The 18,589-nt window shown below is 65.8% G+C and carries 25 protein-coding genes; 16 read left to right on the top strand and 9 right to left on the bottom strand.

The features are described 5' to 3' along the window. Window positions 1-27 precede the first annotated feature (27 nt). From NP552_RS13765 to arsH, 7 genes are all read left to right on the top strand, one after another. Window positions 28-873, top strand: coding sequence for an SDR family NAD(P)-dependent oxidoreductase (locus tag NP552_RS13765; protein ID WP_274096823.1), 846 nt, complete (start codon window positions 28-30; stop codon window positions 871-873). A gap of 61 nt (window positions 874-934) precedes the next feature. Continuing rightward, complete coding sequence (locus NP552_RS13760) at window positions 935-1,792, top strand: SDR family NAD(P)-dependent oxidoreductase (protein WP_274096822.1); 858 nt, start codon at window positions 935-937, stop codon at window positions 1,790-1,792. A 41-nt stretch (window positions 1,793-1,833) separates the two neighbouring features. Continuing rightward, window positions 1,834-2,532, top strand: a complete 699-nt coding sequence (locus NP552_RS13755; protein WP_274096821.1) for an epimerase — start codon at window positions 1,834-1,836, stop codon at window positions 2,530-2,532. A gap of 98 nt (window positions 2,533-2,630) precedes the next feature. Then, window positions 2,631-2,978: a metalloregulator ArsR/SmtB family transcription factor gene (locus tag NP552_RS13750; RefSeq protein WP_043860440.1), complete on the top strand. Its 348-nt coding sequence runs from the start codon at window positions 2,631-2,633 to the stop codon at window positions 2,976-2,978. Window positions 2,979-2,993: 15 nt separating this feature from the next. Next, window positions 2,994-4,277 carry an arsenic transporter gene (locus NP552_RS13745; RefSeq protein WP_274096820.1) on the top strand — a complete coding sequence of 428 codons (1,284 nt, stop codon included), beginning with the start codon at window positions 2,994-2,996 and terminating at the stop codon, window positions 4,275-4,277. A gap of 31 nt (window positions 4,278-4,308) precedes the next feature. Beyond that, complete coding sequence (locus NP552_RS13740) at window positions 4,309-4,779, top strand: arsenate reductase ArsC (RefSeq protein WP_236176807.1); 471 nt, start codon at window positions 4,309-4,311, stop codon at window positions 4,777-4,779. A 12-nt stretch (window positions 4,780-4,791) separates the two neighbouring features. Continuing rightward, entirely contained in the window at window positions 4,792-5,493 is a 702-nt protein-coding gene (gene arsH / locus NP552_RS13735) for an arsenical resistance protein ArsH (RefSeq protein WP_274096819.1), read from the top strand. Between the two features lie 27 nt (window positions 5,494-5,520). On the opposite strand, the gene NP552_RS13730 is transcribed toward arsH, so the two are convergent. After that, window positions 5,521-6,294 carry a ParA family protein gene (locus NP552_RS13730; protein WP_274096818.1) on the bottom strand — a complete coding sequence of 258 codons (774 nt, stop codon included), beginning with the start codon at window positions 6,292-6,294 and terminating at the stop codon, window positions 5,521-5,523. 109 nt (window positions 6,295-6,403) lie between these two features. After that, complete coding sequence (locus tag NP552_RS13725) at window positions 6,404-6,973, bottom strand: TetR/AcrR family transcriptional regulator (RefSeq protein ID WP_229589874.1); 570 nt, start codon at window positions 6,971-6,973, stop codon at window positions 6,404-6,406. 138 nt (window positions 6,974-7,111) lie between these two features. On the opposite strand from NP552_RS13725, the gene NP552_RS13720 reads away from it, so the two are divergent. The 3 genes from NP552_RS13720 (at window position 7,112) to NP552_RS13710 (ending at window position 9,078) form a co-directional block, all read left to right on the top strand. Next, window positions 7,112-7,900 carry an SDR family NAD(P)-dependent oxidoreductase gene (locus NP552_RS13720; protein ID WP_123752871.1) on the top strand — a complete coding sequence of 263 codons (789 nt, stop codon included), beginning with the start codon at window positions 7,112-7,114 and terminating at the stop codon, window positions 7,898-7,900. Between the two features lie 90 nt (window positions 7,901-7,990). After that, window positions 7,991-8,131 (top strand): nucleotidyltransferase family protein, encoded by a 141-nt coding sequence (locus NP552_RS13715; RefSeq protein ID WP_123752893.1) that lies wholly within the window; start codon window positions 7,991-7,993, stop codon window positions 8,129-8,131. Between the two features lie 14 nt (window positions 8,132-8,145). Then, window positions 8,146-9,078 carry an alpha/beta hydrolase family protein gene (locus NP552_RS13710; protein WP_123752870.1) on the top strand — a complete coding sequence of 311 codons (933 nt, stop codon included), beginning with the start codon at window positions 8,146-8,148 and terminating at the stop codon, window positions 9,076-9,078. A 42-nt stretch (window positions 9,079-9,120) separates the two neighbouring features. On the opposite strand, the gene NP552_RS13705 is transcribed toward NP552_RS13710, so the two are convergent. From NP552_RS13705 to NP552_RS13690, 4 genes are all read right to left on the bottom strand, one after another. Further along, the gene (locus tag NP552_RS13705; RefSeq protein ID WP_043860432.1) at window positions 9,121-9,462 is read right to left on the bottom strand and encodes a HopJ type III effector protein; all 342 of its coding nucleotides are present in this window, start codon (window positions 9,460-9,462) and stop codon (window positions 9,121-9,123) included. Beyond that, entirely contained in the window at window positions 9,455-9,751 is a 297-nt protein-coding gene (locus tag NP552_RS13700) for a DUF1244 domain-containing protein (RefSeq protein ID WP_123752868.1), read from the bottom strand. The genes NP552_RS13705 and NP552_RS13700 overlap by 8 nt, the downstream gene beginning before the upstream one ends. Before the next feature lie 26 nt (window positions 9,752-9,777). Then, a complete protein-coding gene (gene folM, locus NP552_RS13695; RefSeq protein ID WP_054914885.1) occupies window positions 9,778-10,476 on the bottom strand; it encodes a dihydromonapterin reductase in 699 nt (232 codons plus the stop codon). An 86-nt stretch (window positions 10,477-10,562) separates the two neighbouring features. Continuing rightward, window positions 10,563-11,135, bottom strand: a complete 573-nt coding sequence (locus NP552_RS13690) for an antibiotic biosynthesis monooxygenase (protein ID WP_043860429.1) — start codon at window positions 11,133-11,135, stop codon at window positions 10,563-10,565. A gap of 229 nt (window positions 11,136-11,364) precedes the next feature. Here NP552_RS13690 and NP552_RS13685 point away from each other — a divergent pair, with 229 nt between their 5' ends. Then, a complete protein-coding gene (locus NP552_RS13685) occupies window positions 11,365-12,315 on the top strand; it encodes a MerR family transcriptional regulator (RefSeq protein ID WP_043860428.1) in 951 nt (316 codons plus the stop codon). Window positions 12,316-12,400: 85 nt separating this feature from the next. Here the strand turns inward: NP552_RS13685 and NP552_RS13680 are convergent, their stop codons facing one another. Then, window positions 12,401-13,009: a hypothetical protein gene (locus NP552_RS13680; protein WP_043860427.1), complete on the bottom strand. Its 609-nt coding sequence runs from the start codon at window positions 13,007-13,009 to the stop codon at window positions 12,401-12,403. A 69-nt stretch (window positions 13,010-13,078) separates the two neighbouring features. After that, complete coding sequence (locus NP552_RS13675) at window positions 13,079-13,540, bottom strand: PAS domain-containing protein (RefSeq protein WP_078479492.1); 462 nt, start codon at window positions 13,538-13,540, stop codon at window positions 13,079-13,081. A 150-nt stretch (window positions 13,541-13,690) separates the two neighbouring features. On the opposite strand from NP552_RS13675, the gene NP552_RS13670 reads away from it, so the two are divergent. Beyond that, the gene (locus NP552_RS13670; RefSeq protein ID WP_043860425.1) at window positions 13,691-14,146 is read left to right on the top strand and encodes a flavodoxin; all 456 of its coding nucleotides are present in this window, start codon (window positions 13,691-13,693) and stop codon (window positions 14,144-14,146) included. On the opposite strand, the gene NP552_RS13665 is transcribed toward NP552_RS13670, so the two are convergent. Next, window positions 14,147-15,034: a LysR family transcriptional regulator gene (locus NP552_RS13665; protein WP_274096817.1), complete on the bottom strand. Its 888-nt coding sequence runs from the start codon at window positions 15,032-15,034 to the stop codon at window positions 14,147-14,149. It abuts the gene before it with no gap. A 96-nt stretch (window positions 15,035-15,130) separates the two neighbouring features. Between NP552_RS13665 and NP552_RS13660 the strand changes: the two genes are divergently transcribed. The 4 genes from NP552_RS13660 (at window position 15,131) to NP552_RS13645 (ending at window position 18,314) form a co-directional block, all read left to right on the top strand. Beyond that, a complete protein-coding gene (locus NP552_RS13660) occupies window positions 15,131-15,517 on the top strand; it encodes a CidA/LrgA family protein (RefSeq protein ID WP_043860423.1) in 387 nt (128 codons plus the stop codon). Beyond that, entirely contained in the window at window positions 15,507-16,193 is a 687-nt protein-coding gene (locus NP552_RS13655; protein WP_043860422.1) for an LrgB family protein, read from the top strand. The genes NP552_RS13660 and NP552_RS13655 overlap by 11 nt, the downstream gene beginning before the upstream one ends. 192 nt (window positions 16,194-16,385) lie before the next feature. Next, window positions 16,386-17,291 (top strand): alpha/beta fold hydrolase, encoded by a 906-nt coding sequence (locus NP552_RS13650; protein ID WP_043860421.1) that lies wholly within the window; start codon window positions 16,386-16,388, stop codon window positions 17,289-17,291. Window positions 17,292-17,402: 111 nt separating this feature from the next. Continuing rightward, window positions 17,403-18,314 (top strand): SDR family oxidoreductase, encoded by a 912-nt coding sequence (locus tag NP552_RS13645; protein WP_043860420.1) that lies wholly within the window; start codon window positions 17,403-17,405, stop codon window positions 18,312-18,314. Window positions 18,315-18,589: the final 275 nt, after the last annotated feature.

Here is an 18,589-nt window from a genome sequence, read left to right as displayed (position 1 = left end):
CTCACAATTTGTAACAGGAGTATCTTCATGGCTGTTCAAAAGTGGTTCATTACCGGTGCTTCGGGTGGCCTGGGCCTGGCCCTTACCGAAAAGGCGCTGGCCCAAGGGCATACCGTGGTCGCCGCAGTGCGCCGTGTGGAGGCGATGCAGGCGTTGCAACAGGTGTATCCAAAGCGCCTTCATGTGGAAGCGCTCGACGTGACCGACCGCGAACAGGTACGCGCCGTTGCTGCCCGCCATCCCGATGTGGAGGTGGTGGTCAACAACGCGGGCGGGGCGGTGATCGGTGCGATGGAAGAGATGACCGACGCCGAAGTCGAGCAGCAGATCGCGCTCAACCTGATGGCGCCGATACAGGTCACCCGCGCCTTCATGGCGGCGATGCGCGCACAGCAGCGCGGTACCTTCATCCATGTCAGCAGTGTCGGCGGCCGCACCGCCTACCCGGGCGGCTCGCTGTACCACGCGGCCAAGTACGGTCTGGAAGGCTTCGCCGAAGCGGTGGCGCAGGAGCTGGCCGAGTTCGGCATCAACACCCTGATCATCGAGCCAGGCTCGATCAAGACCGGCTTCGTGGCCAACATCCGCTGGACCGAGCAGCTCGAGGCCTACAAGGGCAGTGCGGTCGGCAACCTGCGCGGGTGGATCGAACAGCATGGCGAAGACACCGCCTCGGGCGACCCGCTGAAAATGGCCGACGCCATCTACACCCTCAGCCAGATGCAGAAACCGCCGCTGCGCACCGTGCTCGGCGGGGATGCCTATGCGGCGCTGGAGGCCGGCTATGCCCGCAGCCTGGCGGACATTCAGGCACAGAAGGCGCTTGCCGAGTCGGTGATGCTGGAAGGCAAGGCCGGCTTTCGGCCCGAGTGAGCAGCCCCCTCTTTTACGTTGCCCATGCGCCGCGTCGGCGCTTTGAAAAGGTTGAATGATCATGTCTGAAGTCTGGTTGATTACCGGTGCGTCCCGAGGCCTGGGGCGCGCCATTCTGGAGGCGGCGCTGCACAGCGGCGCCAAGGTGCTGGCCACTGCACGCGACATCACACGCTTCGTCGAGCTGCAGGCGCAGTACGGCGCCAACCTGGCCACGTTCGAACTGGACGTGACCGACGAACAGCAGGCCAGGCACGCCGTGGCCGAGGCCGTGCGCCGTTTTGGCCGGCTGGATGCGCTGGTCAACAACGCGGGCTTCGGCCATATCCAGCCGTTCGAGCACATCCCCACCGATGATTTTCGCGCCGAGGTCGAGACCAATCTGTTCGGCGTGGTCAACCTCACCCGTGCGGCCATCCCGGTGATGCGCGCCCAGGGCCGCGGCCATATCTTTCAGGTGTCATCGGCCGGCGGTCGCATCGCAAGCCCGGGCCTGTCGGCCTATCAGGCGGCCAAATGGGCCGTGGGCGGGTTCAGCGACGTGGTCGGCAAGGAGGTCGCGCCGTTCGGCATCCAGGTGTGCACCCTGGAGCCCGGCGGCATGCGTACCGACTGGGGCCACCAGGCCCGCAGCACGCTCACCGAGCTGGCCCCGGACTACATGGCGTCGATGGCCGCGTTCAAGGCCTTGATCGAGTCCTACGTGGGCAACGAAGTGGGCGACCCCGAGCGCATTGCGCAGCTGATCGTGGCGCTGGCCGCTCGTGAAGGGCTGCCGTCGCGTCTACTGTTGGGGTCGGACGCCTTGTATGTGGTGGAGGTGGAAGAGGCCGCCCGCAGCGAAGCGATGCAGCGCTGGAAGCCGGTCAGCCTCGCGGCCGATTTCGGCACGGCACCGCCGCAATGGCCGTCGGCATGAAGCCGGCGCACCCTTCAGACTGAGCGAGGCCAGCCTACGCCATGAACATAGTGATCTTTGGTGCATCCGGCATGATCGGCAGCGGGGTGCTGCGCGAATGCCTGGCGGCGCAGGATGTGGAGTCCGTTCGCTTGATCGGGCGCTCACGCCTGAACGCCCAGCACCCCAAGCTCCGACAGGTGGTCAGGCCGGCCTTCGCCGATAACCCGTCCACGCTGCTCGACGACGACCTGCGCGATGTGGATGCGTGTTTCTTCTGCCTGGGCGTTTCGGCGGCGGGCATGACCCAGGCGCAGTACACCCACATGACCTACCGCCTGACCCTGGCGGTGGCCCAGCGCGTGTGCGAGCTCAACCCGCATGCCACCTTCATCTACGTCTCCGGGGCGGGCGCCGACAGCAGCGAAACCAGCTCGACGATGTGGGCGCGGGTGCGCGGCATGACGGAGAACAGCCTGCTGCGCCTGCCGTTCAGGCGCGTGCACATCCTGCGCCCGGCGGTGATTCAACCGTTGCATGGGGCCACCTCCAGAACCCGCGCGTACCGTGTGTTCTACCGGTTCACCGGCCCGCTGCTGAGCCTGGCGCGTGCGCTGTTGCCCGAAAAGGTGCTGAGCACCGAGGTCATCGGCCAGGCAATGCTGTCGATCGCCCGCCATGGTGCCAGCCAGCCCGTGCTCGATTCGGCGCAGATCTACCACACGGCCTTGCGCGAAAAACCGGCCCCCAACGGCGGGTGACGCACTGGGGAGGTTGATGGCAGGCGCTGAAAAATCCGGTTGCAGATAACATATGGATATCCGTATATTCGGTTATCCATATGTAAGGGCCGCCCACAATGATTACCCCACCCGAGCTGTTCAAGAGCCTGGCCGACGAAACCCGCGCTCGCGCTGCGCTGCTGATCGCAGAGCAGGGCGAGTTGTGCGTGTGCGAGCTGATGTGCGCCCTGGGCGACAGCCAGCCCAAGATCAGCCGTCACCTGGCGCAGCTGCGTACCAGCGGCCTGCTGCTCGACCGTCGCCAGGGGCAGTGGGTGTATTACCGTCTCAACCCGCAACTGCCCGGCTGGGTGCACGACCTGCTGCAGGTGACGCTGCGCGCCAATGCCGACTGGCTCAAGGACAACACCACACGCTTGCACAACATGGACGGTCGCCCCGTTCGTGCTGCTGCCTGCTGCTGAGCCAGGAGCGCCCCGATGCTGACTGCCATCGCTGTTTTCCTGCTCACCCTGACCCTGGTCATCTGGCAACCCCGCGGCCTGGGCGTCGGCTGGAGCGCCAGCCTCGGCGCACTGCTGGCCCTGGCGCTGGGCGCGGTGTCGTTGCACGACATCCCCACGGTGTGGGCGATTGTGTGGAACGCCACCGCCACCTTCATCGCGATCATCGTCATCAGCCTGCTGCTCGACGAGGCCGGCTTCTTCGAATGGGCAGCCCTGCACGTGGCCCGCTGGGCGCGCGGCAACGGGCGCCGGCTGTTCGCCTTCATCGTGCTGCTGGGCGCTGCGGTCTCGGCGCTGTTCGCCAACGATGGCGCGGCGCTGATCCTTACCCCTATCGTCATGTCGATGCTGCTGGCGCTGCGTTTCTCCCCGGCTGCGACCCTGGCGTTCGTCATGGCCGCAGGCTTCATTGCCGACACTGCCAGCCTGCCGCTGGTGGTCTCCAACCTGGTGAACATCGTCTCGGCCGATTACTTCGGCCTGGGCTTTGGCGAATACGCAGCGGTGATGGTGCCGGTGAACCTGGTGAGTGTGGCGGCCACCTTGCTGGTGCTGTTTCTGTACTTTCGCCGCGACATACCGGTGGTGTACGAAGTACAGGTACTGAAAGCGCCGGTGCTGGCGATCCGCGACCGCGCCACCTTCCGCGTGGGCGGGGGCGTGCTGGTGGCGCTGCTGGTGGGCCTGTTCCTGCTCGAGCCGCTGGGCATCCCGATCAGCGCCGTGGCGGCGGCCTGTGCAGTGGTGCTGTTCATTGTCGCTGCGCGCGGGCATGTGATCTCTACCCGGCGCGTGCTGCGCGAGGCGCCCTGGCAGATCGTGGTGTTCTCGCTGGGCATGTACCTGGTGGTGTACGGCCTGAAAAACGCCGGCCTTACCGACCTGCTCACCCAGTTGCTGGACCGTCTTGCCGCCTATGGCGTGTGGAGCGCGTCGCTGGGCACCGGGCTGCTTGCCGCAGTGCTGTCCTCGGTGATGAACAACCTGCCCAGCGTGCTGATCGCCGCGCTTTCGATCCACGCCAGCGAAGCACAGGGTGTGGTGCGCGAGGCGATGGTCTACGCCAACGTCATCGGCTGCGACCTGGGCCCCAAGATCACCCCCATCGGCAGCCTGGCCACATTGCTCTGGCTGCATGTGCTGGCGCGCAAGGGTACGCGCATCACCTGGGGCTACTACTTCAAGGTCGGCCTGCTGCTGACCGTGCCGGTGCTGTTGATCACGCTTTCGGCCCTGGCCCTGCGCCTGAGCCTTTGACCATTCTGCCTGCCAAAGGGAGTACACCACCATGCGAGTTCTGTTCATGTGCACGGCCAACAGCTGTCGCAGCATCCTCTGCGAAGCGATGTTCAATCACCTCGCCCCGGCGGGCTTCGAGGCGTTGAGCGCCGGCAGCTTCCCCAGGGGGCAGGTGTTGCCGCGCAGTCTGCTGACCCTGCAGCAGGCCGGCATCAGCACCGCGGGCCTGAGCAGCAAGGGCAACGAGGCCTTCGCGGCCAACCCGCCGGATATCGTCATCACCGTGTGCGACAAGGCCGCAGGCGAGGCGTGCCCGGTGTTTTTCGGCCCGGCGCTCAAGGCCCACTGGGGCCTGGCCGACCCTTGCGAACAACCCGGCACCGACGACGAGGTGGAGGCGAACTTTCACCATGCGCTGGCGCGTATCGAGCGTCGCTGCCGGGCGTTTTTCGCGCTGCCATTCAGCCAGCTCGATGCCCACGCGCTCAAGCGTGAACTCGACCGCATTGCCACGCTCTGACCCGGAGGCCCCATGCACCACGACCTGCCCAACCTCGACCCGAGCCTGTTCGAAGGCCTGCCCACCGCCCTGCAGGCCGGCGAGCGAAAGCCGCGCATCCTTTTGCTGTACGGTTCCACCCGCGAGCGTTCCTTCAGCCGGTTGCTGACCGAGGAGGCCGCGCGCCTGCTCCAGTATTTTGGCGCCCAGACGCGCATCTTCGATCCCAGCGGCCTGCCACTGCCGGACGACGTACCGGTGGAGCACCCCAAGGTTCAGGAACTGCGCGAGCTGGTGCTGTGGTCCGAAGGCCAGGTGTGGTGTTCGCCTGAACGGCACGGCGCGATGTCGGCGGTGTTCAAGGCGCAGATCGACTGGGTGCCGCTGGCCCTCGGCGCCATTCGCCCCACCCAGGGCAAGACCCTGGCCGTGATGCAGGTGTGTGGCGGTTCGCAGTCGTTCAACGTGGTCAATCAGCTGCGCGTGCTGGGGCGCTGGATGCGCATGTTCACCATCCCCAACCAGTCGTCCGTGCCCAAGGCGTACATGGAGTTCGACGAGCAGGGCCGTATGAAGCCCTCGCCGTATTACGACCGGGTGGTGGATGTGATGGAAGAGCTGGTCAAGTTCACGCTGCTGCTGCGCGACAGCCAGGCGCACCTGGTGGACCGCTATTCCGAGCGCAAGGAAACGGCGCAGGCGTTGTCCGATCGCATGCGCCAGGCGTCGATCTGACGCCAGGGCGCAACCGGCGGGCAGCCCTCAGGCAGCCCGCTCCAGCGCCCCCAGCAGGTCGACGAATTCGCGTGACAGCTTGTGCCGCGGTGCCATGTGCACCAGCGGCACCGACAGCTCGTGGGATTCGCGCATCTTCACCGAGCTGCTCAGGTACACCGGCAGCACCGGCAGCCCCTCGGCCAGCAGTTCGTCCACCAGGCTCTGGTGCAGCGCGGTGCGCGCGACGAACTGGTTGGTCACCACGCCTTCCACCTGCAGCGACTCGTTGTGGTCCTGGCGCAGTTCTTCCACCTGCTCGATCACGCTGTACAGCGCCTGGCGCGAAAAGCTGTCGCAATCGAACGGAATCAGCAGGCGGTCGGCGGCCACCAGCGCGCTGAAGGTGTAGAAGTTCAGCGACGGCGGGGTGTCGATGTAGATGCGCTCGTAGTCTTCGGACAGTTCAACCAGCAGCTTGCGCAGCTTGTTGATCTTGAACTTGCTCTCCAGCTTGGGCTGCAGGTCGGCCAGGTCGGGGCTGGCGGTCACCAGGTCGAGGTTGTCGTAGCGGGTGGGGGTGATGCACACGCGCCCGCGCTTGCTGCCCGGTGCGCTGGAAAGGGTCTGCTTGAAGAAGTCGCTGATGCCGGCCGGGATGTCGTCGCCGAGCAGGCCGGTGAGGTAGTGGGTGGTGTTGGCCTGGGGGTCGAGGTCCACCAGCAGCGTCCGATACCCTTCGGCGGCGCTGACGGCGGCAAGGTTGCAGGCGATGCTGGTCTTGCCCACGCCCCCTTTCTGATTGAATACGACACGGCGCATTGAGTTTCGAGTCCTTGTCAAAGGCCCGCTGCAACAGGGCTGCAGCGGGAACAGCTTCCATACTATGACCAAAAGGTTGCAGTTTTAAGACAGCTACGGGGCGGGCACCTCAGTCGGCGAGCGGGGCAACGATGGCCTTGCGGCACACCTCGATGATTTCGTCGGCCAATGGCGCATCGTCCGGGCAGGCGCGCGACAGCATGATCGCGCCCACCGCCTGGGCAAAGCGCTCGATCATCCTGGCGCGTGCGGTGTGCGGGTCTTGATCGCCGTTTTCGGCACCTGCGTGCTCGGCCCGCTTGAGCAGGCCCTCCAGGCCGTCGGCAAAGGTCGCCTTGATTGCGGCCGGCTGGCGCGCCGCGTCGCCACACAGGGCGGCCATGGTGCAGCCGGTGCTGCGTGCATCGCGGTGTTCGCGCGACAGGTAACGCTGGAAAAATTGCGCCACGTCCAGCGCTTCTTCGGCGCTGGCAGTCTTGGCCAGCCCGCAGGCAGCAGCCTCGGCCATCAGGTCTGCCTTGGAGCCGAAGTGCTTGTAGAAGCCGCCGTGGGTAAACCCTGCCGCCGCCATCAGGTCTGCCACGCCCACCCCGTCATAGCCGCGCTCGCGAAACAGTTCGGACGCGGTCTCGACGATGTGCGCGCGATTGGCTTGCGCCTGTGCCTTGGTGACCCTCATGTGCAGATTCCTCGCTGCGTGTGCCGTCAGTCAGGGGCCCACTATACATTGATGTCAATCGTCATCAAAACCGTTGACGGTTAAGATTATGGTCATCATCATAGCGGCTCGTTACCCACCCATCGAGAGCGCAACCCCATGACTACCCTTGCCACTGTTCTCATCACTGGTGCTTCTTCCGGTATCGGCGCTACCTACGCCGAGCGTTTTGCCCGTCGTGGCCATGACCTGGTGCTGGTAGCCCGCGACAGGCCTCGCCTTGACGGGCTGGCCAGCCGCCTGGCCCAGGCTCACGGCGTGGCCGTCGAGGTGTTGCAGGCCGACCTGACCCTGGCCGAAGACCTTGCCAGGGTCGAAACCCGCCTGCGCGAAGATGCCCGCATCGGCGTCCTCATCAACAACGCCGGGGCGGCGCAGTCGGGGGCCTTCGTCGAGCAGAGCGCCGACAGCGTCACGCGCATCATCACGCTCAACACCCTCGCGCTGGCGCGCCTGGCCCATGCCATCGCGCCACGGTTGGCGCAGGCCGGGGAGGGGGCCATCGTCAATATCGGCTCGGTGGTAGGGCTGGCACCGGAGCTGGGCATGACGGTGTATGGCGCCACCAAGGCGTTCGTGCAGTTCCTGTCGCAAGGGCTGAGCCTGGAGCTCTCGCCCAGCGGCGTATACGTGCAGGCGGTGCTGCCTGCGGCCACGCGTACCGAGATCTGGGAGCGCTCGGGCATCGACATCAACACCCTGACGCAGGTGATGGAGGTGGACCACCTGGTGGATGCGGCGCTGGTGGGGTTCGATCGCCGCGAGGGCGTGACCATCCCGCCGTTGCATGACGACGCCCGCTGGACGGCCTTCCAGGCGGCGCGTCACACCCTGATCTCGGACATCCGCCAGGCCGAGGTGGCGGCGCGCTACACCGAGCTTGCCTGAGGCGGGCGCGGGCCGGCGCGCCGGTGATCGGCGGCCAGCGCCCGCGCAACCTGCCGGTGGCCGAACCCACAATGATAAGTCGCTGCGCCCCTGGGGCTGAATGACCTGTTCGGGCTGGTACTGCGCCGCACCGCGCGTTACGTTAGCCAGAAACAGACGGTCTACGCCTCGCGCATCACCCACAAGGGCTGGCCCACCCGCTGGCCGATGCTGCGCTGCGAAGGGCCCTGAAGGAGCCGGCACCGATGAATCAACCCCTCACCACCCAGGCGCCCAGCGTTGCCCAGCCGTTTCGCGAAGAGGCGGCAGACGGCTTCAGCCTGGGCGGCTTCACCTGGCGCCATGGCACGGCGGACCCCACGCGGGCGGTGGTCATCATCAACCCTGCCACCTCGGTGCGCTGCCGTTTCTATTCGCGTTTTGCCGACTACCTGTTCGCCCATGGCGCCGACGTGATCACCTACGACTACCGCGGCATCGGCGAATCGCGCCCTGCCGCCTTGCGGGGTTTTCAGGCCAGCTGGTCGGACTGGGGCCGGCTGGATTTCGAGGCGATGCTCCAGCGCGCCCGGCGCGAGTTTCCCGGGCAGCCCATCGATGTGGTCGGGCACAGTTTCGGCGGTTGCGCGCTGGGCCTGGCGGCGTCGGCGGCGAACATCCGGCGGGTGGTCACGGTGGGCGCGCAGTTCGCCTACTGGCGTGACTATGCCCCGGGCAGCCGCTGGCAGCTGCTGTGCAAATGGCACCTGGCAATGCCGCTGCTGACCCGCGTGTTCGGCTACTTTCCCGGCAAGCGCCTGGGCTGGATGGAGGACACCCCGGCCGGCGTGGTGCGCGACTGGGTGACACCCGCCGCCACCTATGAACAGCGGCCCAGCGGTCGCGCGCTGGGGGCGTTGGGCTTTGGCCAGGTGCAGGCCAGTATCCTGGCGATCAGCCTGACCGACGACCCGTTCGGTACGGTGCCGGCCATCGAGCGCCTGCTGGGCTACTTTACCGCCAGCGTGTGCACGCACCTGCGCATCGCCGCGCAGCAGGTCGATGCCAAGGGGGTCGGTCATTTCGCGTTCTTTCACAGCCGCTTTCAGGCGCAGCTGTGGCCCATTGCACTGGGCTGGCTGCGCAGTGCACAACTGCCGGCGCAGGTGCCCGGGCAGGTGATCGAACCCCAGGCATGAAAAAACGGCCCAGGTGGGCCGTTCTTGTGCAGCGGTGTGGCGTCAGCCCTTGCGTTGCAGCGGCGCGCCGGCGAACGTCACGCCGGCCAGGCCGTGCTGCATCAGCGCACGGATATTGGCGTGGTCGCTGCCCTCGGGGGTGGCCAGCACCGAGCGGTAGTGCTCGCCGAACGCCAGCAGCGCGTGCTGGTCGCTCAGGCCTTCGAGCAGTGCCAGGCCCAGGGTCTTGCACGACCCTTCGTTCTGCCCGGCGGCGTTTTCCACACCGCCATTGGTGAAGGCCTGTGGCTGGTAGGTGTAGCCCTGGGCGATGAACGCCAGCGTGTCGGCGAATACATGTTCGCCACTGTCGAGTTGGCTGCGCAGGGTGTTCAGGTCAGTCATGGGGTTTTCCTTTGGCGAATGCCGCTTGCTGTTCGGCGCTGGCTTCTTTCTGGTAATGGGTTTTCCACTCGGCGTAGGGCATGCCGTAGACCACTTCGCGGGCGTCATCCAGGCTCAGGTCGATCTGGCGCTCGTCGGCGGCGGCCTTGTACCACTTGGACAGGCAGTTGCGGCAGAAGCCGGACAGGTTCATCAGGTCGATGTTCTGCACATCGGTGCGCTCGCGCAGGTGCGCTACCAGGCGGCGAAAGGCCGCCGCTTCGAGTTCGAGTTGCTGTTGCGGGTCCATGGGGGTTCCCTTCACGGTGCAGCGGCTCATCCGGCCGCGATGCGGTTCTTCAAATGGCGGCCACCGTTGATGACCACGTTGCTGCCGGTGCTGTACTGGCTGTCGAGCAGGAACATCACGGCCTCGATCAGCGGCTGGGCACCGGGTTCGAATTCAAGCAGGGCCTTCTTCAGCGCCTGCTGGCGGTACTGCTCGTCGCCGTCTTCCTTGAAGATCAGCAGGCCGGGCAGGATGGCGTTGACGCGCACGCTGGGGGCGTACTTCTCGGCGAACGACAGCACCATGTTCTGCAACGCCGCCTTGGTGGCGGCATAGCCGATATGGCTCTTGCTGCCGCGCGAGGAGGTTTCGTCGCAGATGTGGATGATGTCCGACTTGTCCAGCTTGAGCAGTTGCTCACCCAGTGCCAGGTTCAGGTGGTACGGCGCTTCCACGTGCAACTTGAACATGGTGTTCAGGTTGGCCAGGTCATCGTCGAGCCACAGCGAGGCGTTGTGGATGATCGCCCGCAGGCCGTCATAGCGGCTGCGCAGGTGGTCGATCAGGGCCAGGCGGTCCTGCTCCAGGCACAGGTCGGCCTGGAACTGCACGATGTTCGGGTGGGGCGCCTGCGCGCTGATGCTGCGGCTGGCGCTGACGACCGTGTGGCCGGCCTGCGCCAGTTTGATGGCCAGCGCGAGCCCGACTCGCTGGCTGGCCCCGGTAACAAGAATTGGGCTGTTCATGTAATGGGCGGTCAACTTCAGATATTCGCTTGGGTAGGCCCCAGCATACCCGAACTCGCCGCCGTTGCACGCCCCGGGGCGCTGCGTCAGCGGGTGCCCACGGGCGGCGCGGCAACGCTCTGCGGGGCAGGCTTGGGGTGCAGCCAGCTGGCCAGCAGGTGGGTCGACAGCGGGATGAACAGGTAGACCATCAGCGGGGTCAGGGCCAGGGTGCTCAGCAGTACCCGTGGCACCAGGCCGAGCTCGCCCAGCCAGTGGCCAAACAGCAGGTTGAAGGCCAGCGACACCGGAAAGAACGCCAGCCAGATGGCCACGGCCTGTTTCCAGCGTGGTGGACGTTGTGCCAGGGCCGGGCCGAACCAGCCGTCGATGCCGCTGACCCGGTGTTCGTGGGGCTGCTGGAACAGGCCGTTACCGCGGGCCAGCCAGGCGCTGCGCGAGGCAGAAAACTCCCAGGCATGCAGGGTTTTCTCGTCGGCGAAGCGGAAGATGATCTGGAATTCGTCGTCGTTGGGCGGCGGGGCCAGTACGCCGGAACCCAGGTAGCCGGGAAAGTCGGTAGCCAGCTGTTCGCCTTCGCGCAGCCAGGCGATCAGGTCTTCGTAGCGACCCTCGGCAACGCGGCGCGCCACCATCAAGGTAACCGGAGGGGTAGACATCGTGTATCTCCTGGTAAAAACCGGCGCGGCGGGTAGCCACGGCCATGCAACGCTGCCCGGGGTGGTGGGTGGCGTTCGAGTGTTCGTGTGGGAACAAGCAAGGATTATTCCGCAAATAAGCTGACTCGTCAGTGCTGATGTGTCGGCTGCCCGGCGCATGGTGCTTGCGGCGGGCTGGTACAAGGGGAGTAGAATTGCCTTTCACTACGCAATCACGGTCTTTACGGCGATGATCGAGCCTGATTCGGCTTCCCTACCTGATGCTCCCCACCGCCAGGAGGAGCTTTTCCCCATCCGTGAAGTGGCGCGCCTGACCGGCATCAACCCGGTCACCCTGCGTGCCTGGGAGCGCCGTTATGGGCTGATCCAGCCGGTGCGCACCGAAAGTGGGCACCGCCTGTATTCCCAGGCCGACATCGATGACGTGCGCAGCATTCTGGGCTGGATCGAGCGCGGTGTGGCGGTGAGCAAGGTCGGCAAGATCCTTGCTCGCAACCAGGCGACCCAGCAGCAGGCCCCCTCGGCCCAGGCGCCCGGCACCCAGGCGGACTGGAAGCAGTGGCAGGTGCAGTTGCGCCAGGCCGTCAAGGCATTCGACGAGAGGCGCCTGGAGCAGGTGTACGGGCAGGTCTTCGCCAGCTATCCGCTGGTGGTGGTGTTCCAGGACATCCTGATGCCGGTATGGCACGACCTGTGCGCGGCCGGCGAGGCATTCGGTGCGCAGAGCGAGTGGCTGTTTCTCGATGGCTTCCTGCGTGCCCGGGCCTTGCAGCGCCTGCAACTGGCCCGCGAACAGCAGGAGGTAAGCGTGGTGCTGGCAGCGATGCCGGGGCACTGCCGCGAGCTTGAGTTGCTGGTGGCGGCCCTGATGCTGGGCAGCAGCGAGGTGGTGATCAGGGTGTTGGCCGTGGGGCAGCCGCTGGAGGAGCTGAGCCTGGTGTGCGAGCGCATGGCGCCGCAGGCACTGGTGCTGTTCTCCAACCATTCACCAACGGCCGAGCTGCCCAAGCGCTTGATGCGCCTGGCCCAGGGCCTGGACTGCCCGTTGCTGTTCGCGGGGGAGGCGGCGGAGCTGGCCCAGGATGCGCTGATGCGCTCGCAGGTGGCGTGCCTGGGCAGTGAGGGGCGCTTGATGCGTCGGCGCCTGCAGCAGTACCTGGCAGAGCACCTGGATACCTGAAACCCCTTCGCCGGCAAGGCCGGCTCCTGCAGGCAGTTGCAACCCTGCAGGGGCCGGCCTTGCCGGCGAAAGCCGCGCTGCGGTGTTAATCCGGATGCAATTCGGGATGCGCCAACCGGTGCTGGCGCAGGATGTACTGGCGCAACCGCTCGATCTCTTGGGGTTGGTGCTGGCTCAGCCGATACGCTGCCAGCCCGTCGGCCGTCTTGCGCTGCAAGGTGCCCTGCAGGTTGATCGGCGCGTCGGCCTCGGGGCTGAACCACAGGTTGAAGGTCTTGGGCGGCTTGCGATTGCGCGGTACCTGCACCAGCACACCGCGAAACGACATCTCGCACACCTTGAGGTCGGTGCTCAGGCCCAGCTCGTCGTCCAGCGCAACCGGCGGCTCCAGCGTGAGGCGCCAGGGGCGCATCATCGGCCCGTCTTCATAGATGCTCGGTGCGCCCAGTTGCAGGCTCACCGCATGGAACTCGTCTTCCACCAGCTGCAGCGGAAAACTCATCTGCTGGTTCTCGAAATTCGCCTGCAGGGTCACCTGCTCCTGGGCCACCAGCCGGGTCAACAGCTGCTGCACCTCGCTGCCGCCATCAAGGCGCAGGCTGGAGGTGACGTCCGTCAGGTTCAGCTGTGGCGAACGGTGCATGGTCTGAATGAAATCCAGCTCATCCTGGGTCAGGAGGGCATCTGATTGCATGGGCGAACTCGGCAATTTCAATCGGGAATCATTTCTTCGTGGGTGATGGACAACGATTCGCTGGCTTTGTTAAGACCGTCCGTCGGGTTTCTGCGCGTCGAGCAGGGCGTACGCCCGGGCCAGTTCCTGCTCCAGTTCCAGCACCCGCTGCTCGGCGGCCACCTGGCGGCTCACGTCCTTCTGGATACCGATGAAGTACTTGAGCTGGTCGGCCTCGTTGAACACCGGGGTGATCGACAGCTCGTTCCAGAACGGCGTGCCGTCCTTGCGGTAGTTGAGCAGCACTTCCCGGCATGGCTGGCCGCTGCGGATGGCGTCGCGGATGCGTGCCCGGGCCGCATCGTCGCGCGGCTCGCCCTGCAGGAAGCGGCAGTCGCGGTACAGAATGTCGTTGGCCGCGTAGCCGGTCAGGCGTTCGAAGGCCGGGTTCACATAGATCAGGATGGTGTCGTCGTCGCCTTCCTGTTCGGCTACCACGATCCCGTCGTTGGAGGCATCAATCATGCGTTGCAGCAGCTTGGCGTTGATCATCGTGTCGAACCGAATGTGAAAGGGGCACCCAGGCGAAGGATTCTAGTGGATTGCCGAGCGGTCGGCATCTGCATGCGGGCCAATTGCCAGCGTCCGGTACCCGCATCAGGTGGTAGTATCCTACGCTTTTACTCAGCTTCGGGATTAGTTATGAAAGTTGCCATTCTTTCCGGCTCGGTCTACGGCACTGCCGAGGAAGTTGCACGCCATGCCGCCTCGCTGCTCCAGGCGGCAGGTTTCGAGACCCTGCTGGCCAACCGTGCCAACCTGCAGGACGTTCAGGGCTTTGCCCCGCAGGCCTTTCTGGCGATCACGTCCACCACCGGCATGGGCGAGCTGCCCGACAACCTGGTGCCGCTGTACAGCGAGATCCGCGATGTGCTGCCAGGTGCCTGGCGCGGCTTGCCCGGTGCGGTGATCGGCCTGGGCGACTCCTGCTATGGCGACACCTACTGCGGCGGCGGCGAGCAATTGCGCGAGCTGTTCGCCGAACTGGGCCTCGACGAAGTGCAGCCGATGCTGCGTCTGGACGCCAGTGAAACCGTCACTCCCGAAACCGACGCCGAGCCCTGGCTGGCCGAGTTCATCGCCAGGCTGCGCGGCTGATCACAGCGGTTGCGGGCGCTCGCGCAGCAGCGCCAGCCAGGCCTGCGCCGCCCGTGACAGGTAGGCGCCCTCGCGCCAGATGAAGGCGATGTCCCAGCGCAGGTCGCTGGGCTCGCTCAAGGTCACACGCACCACCCCCGGCCGTTCCAGGCCCCGCGCCACCACCCGTGGCAGCAACACAACGCCCTGGCCTGCCGCCACCAGTGCCGCCAGAAAATCCGCCTGGCCGCTGCGTCCGCCTTCCTTCGGGGTAAAGCCATAGGCCTGGCAGGCCGCCAGCAGGCGATCATTGAGCACGAAGCTGCGCTGGTACAGCAGAAACGGCGTGTCGGCCAGTTGCCCCAGGTTGATGCTGCCGGCAGTGGCCAGTGGGTGGGCTACCGGCAGCAGTGCATCCAGCGGTTCGTTGCAGAAGGGCTGGCACTCGAAGCCCGGTGTGGTGGGCGTGAGGCTGCCGCCCAGCTCCAGCTCGCCGCTGCGCACGGCGTGCTCCACGTTCAGGCTGCCGCCTTCGAGCAATTGCACGGTGATGTTCGGGTAGCGCCGCCGGTACTCGGCGAACAACCCGGCAAACAGCGCGTCGCTGCCCAGCAGCGGCAGCCCCAGGCGCAACTCGCCCCGCGCCAGCTGGCCAAGGTCGTCGAGTTCGTTGTGCAGTTCCTGGCGTAGCCGCAGCATGGCCTCGCCGCGGGCCAGCACGATCTTGCCGGCGTCGGTCAGGTGCAACTGCGAGCCATGGCGATCGAGCAGGGCCATGCCCAGGTCGTGCTCCAGCTGCGCCACCTGCTTGCTCACGGCCGACTGGCTGATATGCAGGGTCTGCGCGGCCTGGGTGAAGCCGCCGCGATGAACCACTTCGACAAAACTGCGTAGTTGCTTGAATTCCACTGCCTGAATTCCATTATGGAATGGGGGCCAGTCTAACAATTCGCTTTTTGCATGGGCAGCGGGATTTTAAACTGCAGACCTCAGAGGACCCCTTCGATGACTGCCGTTTCATTCAAGAAATTTTCGCGCCTGCTCGCCGAACTGGGCGTGCTGTTGGTGCTGTACCTGCTCGGTTGCCAGCTGTCGGCCTGGCTGCACTGGCCGATCCCGGGCGGTGTGGTGGGCATGGCGCTGTTGCTGCTGGTGTTCGCCACCGGGCGGGTCAAGCCGGCCACCCTGCAGACCGGCGCCACCCTGCTGATGGCAGAGATGCTGCTGTTCTTCATTCCGGCGCTGATGAGCCTGCTCGATTACGGCCCGCTGCTGCGCAGCGAAGGCTGGCGCATTCTGCTGGTGATCGGTGCAAGCACGCTGCTGGTGATGCTCGCCACTGCCTTCACGGTGGAGTGGGCGTGCCGCTGGAGGCTGCGCCATGACGCTTGAGCCGATGTCGCTGTTCTGGCTGGCGCTGACCCTGCTGGCCTACCTGGGCAGCCGCTGGCTGTACCGACGTACCGGGCGCTACCTGCTGTCGCCGCTGATCCTGGTCCCGGTGGTGCTGCTGGCGGTGGCGGTGCCGTTGCACACCGGTTACGCCGAGTACGCGCGCAACACCCACTGGCTGATGTCGGTGCTGGGCCCGGTCACCGTGGCCTTTGCGGTGCCGATCTGGCAGCAGCGGGCGCTGTTGGCACGCCACTGGCCGGCCCTGTCGCTGGGCATGCTGGTGGGCAGCGCGGCGTCCATCGGCAGTTCGTGGGCCCTGGCCCATGCGTTGTCGCTGGACAATCAGGTGAGCCTGTCGCTGCTGCCACGCTCGATCACCACACCCTTTGCCATGCCGCTGGCCCACGACCTGGGCGGTGTGCCGGAACTCACCGCGGTGTTCGTGATGTTCACCGGGGTGCTCGGTGCCCTGATGGGCGGGGTACTGCTCAAGTACCTGCCCTTGCGCACGCCGCTGGCACGCGGGGCGCTGTTCGGGGTGGGGGCGCATGGTGCCGGGGTCAGCCGAGCCCATGAGGTGGGCGGCGAAGAGGGCTCTGTGGCGGGGCTGGTGATGGTGCTGACGGGCATTTTCAACCTGTTCATGGCGCCACTGTTACGTCACCTGCTGTAACTATTTACTGCCCTGACCCGATGGGCCAATAAGCTGGCTGGCAATGCAACACCCGCCATCGAATCGCGCCTCTAGACTGACCGGCAGCAGAGCACACCCATGTGCCGAGGTGATTGCAATGACCGCCGCCAACCCTTTGCCCGACAACGCGCTGCCCCCAGGAAGTTGCAGCCCCGAACCAGGACCTGCGTGATGCCCCTCGCCGAGATTCCCTTGAGTGTCTGGCGTACCCGTGGTCGCAGTTTCACGTTTCGCCAGCAATCGATTCGCTACTGGAGCGCAGGGCAGGGCGAGCCCCTGCTTCTGCTGCACGGCTTCCCCACCGCCAGCTGGGACTGGCACTACCTGTGGCAACCCCTGGCCCAGCGCTTTCGCGTGATCGCCTGCGACATGCTCGGCTTCGGTGACTCGTCCAAGCCTTTGCACCACACCTACAGCCTGCTGGAACAGGCAGACGTACAGCAGGCCCTGCTCGAACACCTGCAGGTTCAGGAGCCGGTGCACCTGCTGGCCCATGACTATGGCGCCACGGTGGCCCAGGAACTGCTGGCCCGTCACCACGAGGGGGCGGCCCAGGTGGCCAGTTGCGCGTTTCTCAACGCCGGCCTGTTCCCGGAGTGCCACCGTGCGTTGCTGGTGCACAAGCTCCTGCTCAGCCGGCTTGGCTGGCTGGTGGCGCGCTCGTTCGGGCGCGACGACCTGGTCAGGAATGTCACCCACCTCTATGGCCGCAGCACACGCCCCAGTGAAAGCGTGCTGGATGACTGCTGGAGCCTGATCGCCTCCAACCGCGGCAATCGCATCCTGCACAAGCTGGCAGCCTATGTACCCGAGCGCGTCACCTGGCGCGAGCGCTGGGTGGCGGCCTTGCAGCAGTCAGGCGTACCGCTGCGCCTTATCAATGGCGCCGCCGACCCGGTATCGGGTGCGCATGTGGTGGCGCGCTACTGCGAACTGGTGCCCCAACCCGACACCGTGACCCTGCAGGGCATCGGCCATTATCCGCACACCGAGGCACCGGTACAGGTGCTGCGCCACTACCTGGCATTTCGGCAGCAACCCCTGCCAAGCCTGGCGCACAAGGTCGCCTGGTCCTGATCATCCCGCTGCCTTATCGCCTGCCATTCAGCGTCCGCCCGGTTGATTGTCCGGGGCCGGGCGCTGGCTGACACTGGCTGCCATATTCCTTGCAGTTAACGGAGTGCCGAGATGACCGAGTCGATTCGCCTGGACGAAAAAGTAGTGATTGTGACCGGCGCTGGCGGGGGCCTCGGGCGTGCCCATGCGCTGCTGTTCGCCCGTCATGGTGCCCGCGTGGTGGTCAACGACCTGGGAGGCTCCACCCATGGTGAGGGCGCCAGCGCATCGGCGGCCGACCGTGTGGTGGCCGAGATTCGCGAGGCGGGCGGCACGGCGGTGGCCAGCCATGACTCGGTCACCGATGGCGAGCGTATCGTCCAGCAGGCGCTGGATACCTTCGGCCGCGTGGATGTGCTGGTCAACAACGCCGGCATCCTGCGGGACAAGACCTTTCACAAGATGGAGGACAGCGACTGGGACCAGGTGTACCGCGTGCATGTGGAGGGTGCCTACAAGCTCACCCGCGCCGCCTGGCCGCACCTGCGCGAGCAGAACGCGGGGCGGGTGATCTTCACCTCGTCCACCTCGGGCATCTACGGCAATTTCGGCCAGGCCAACTACGGCATGGCCAAGCTGGGCCTGTACGGGCTGACCCGCACCCTGGCGCTCGAGGGGCGCAAGCACGGCATCCTGGTCAATGCCATCGCCCCCACCGGTGGCACGCGCATGACCGAGGGGCTGATTCCGCCGCAGGTGTTCGAACAGCTCAAGCCCGAGCTGATCAGCCCGCTGGTGGTGTACCTGGGCAGTGATCGCTGCCAGGACACCGGCGGGCTGTACGAGGTCGGTGGCGGCTGGGTGGGCAAGGTGCGCTGGGAACGCAGCCTGGGGGTGGGCTTCGACCCGCGCCAGGGCATGAGCGTGGAAGACATCGCCGCAAGTTGGGATGCCATCGGCGATTTCGAGGGCGCGGTGCACCCGCAGGACAGCCTCGAGGCGTTGCAGCAGATGATGGCCAATCTGCACAGGCACGCAGGCTGAACCGGGCAGCACAAATAAAAAAGGCCGCTGCAAAAGCAGCGGCCAAGCAAGACGTAGATCAAGGAGCTTCAAAATCAACGTCGGTGAACCTGAAGGGGGAGGGTTCAACGTGTCAGGTGGTTACTCTAGGGGGAGAGGATTAACCTGACATTAACCGCCAAACCATCGGCCCAGCGCCTGGCGAAACCGCGTTTCGCTGCAAGCCCGGCCAGCATAGCCAGCCCCCCTACCGAAAAAAATAGACGTTTCGGACATTCACTGTTGCAAAGTGGGTA

The organism is Pseudomonas sp. 8209 (assembly GCF_028682105.1).
Lineage (GTDB): Bacteria > Pseudomonadota > Gammaproteobacteria > Pseudomonadales > Pseudomonadaceae > Aquipseudomonas > Aquipseudomonas palmensis.
Note: the sequence above shows the minus strand (reverse complement) of the source record. Positions and strands in the feature narration are given on the sequence as shown.